This window comes from Curtobacterium sp. B8, assembly GCF_000333315.1.
GTDB classification, from domain to species: Bacteria; Actinomycetota; Actinomycetes; order Actinomycetales; family Microbacteriaceae; genus Curtobacterium; species Curtobacterium luteum.
In genome coordinates this window covers 1-708 of the sequence record NZ_BACW01000447.1, presented here as the reverse complement: position 1 = coordinate 708, position 708 = coordinate 1, and the positions used below count along the sequence as shown (strand labels likewise).

Here is a 708-nt window from a genome sequence, read left to right as displayed (position 1 = left end):
CTCCCGTCCGTCATGTGGGGCTCATCCGACGGCGCAGCGCGCGCCGGTGACAAGCCGGTCGGCGACGGTGCGCAACGCGGCGTCGACATCGGTCTCGTCCGGGTCGACCAGGAACGCCCACTGTGCGCCGCGTGCTGCCCGCACGGCGTCCGCCGCGGCCTCGGCTGCCGCCGGCACCGGGTAGCCGTGTGCCGAGCACCACGCGGTGAGGGCCGCGAGGTGCCCGCGGTGCACGAGCCGCTCGCGGTCACGGCCGTCGAGGGTCTCGACCGCGCCGAGCTCGAAGGCGAGCCGGGCCGCGAGGAGCCGCTCACGGTGGTGGAGCCCGCCGAACACGGCGATCAACCACGCTCCGAGGGCGTCGTCGTCCGCTTCCGGGTCGAGGACGAGGTCATCGACGTCGCGCTCGAGGTGGTCGACGACCGCGTCGATGAGGGACTCCCGCGAGCCGAAGTGGTAGACGATCGGGTACGCACTCGTCCCCAGCACCCGGCCCAGGCTCCGCACGGAGACGGCTTCGAGCTTGGTGTCGTGCAGGTGCTCGGTGACCTTCTCGATGATCGCGGGCTTGAGCGTGGGATCGGGCTTCCTGGGCACGTAGTCCTCCGGGGCGCGTGGCACGGCCGCCGGATGCGACCACAAGAAATATTACCGGATGTGCGGCACATCCGGCCAGTCCCTCCCTGTGGGATCACGGAGGAAACCGGA

Annotated in this window: 1 protein-coding gene; it reads right to left on the bottom strand. The window is 71.5% G+C overall.

Annotated features, from left to right (window positions below; all coding sequences use genetic code 11):
* Nucleotides 1-21: 21 nt before the first annotated feature.
* A complete protein-coding gene (locus I59_RS20965) occupies nucleotides 22-597 on the bottom strand; it encodes a TetR/AcrR family transcriptional regulator (RefSeq protein WP_148286192.1) in 576 nt (191 codons plus the stop codon).
* Nucleotides 598-708: the final 111 nt, after the last annotated feature.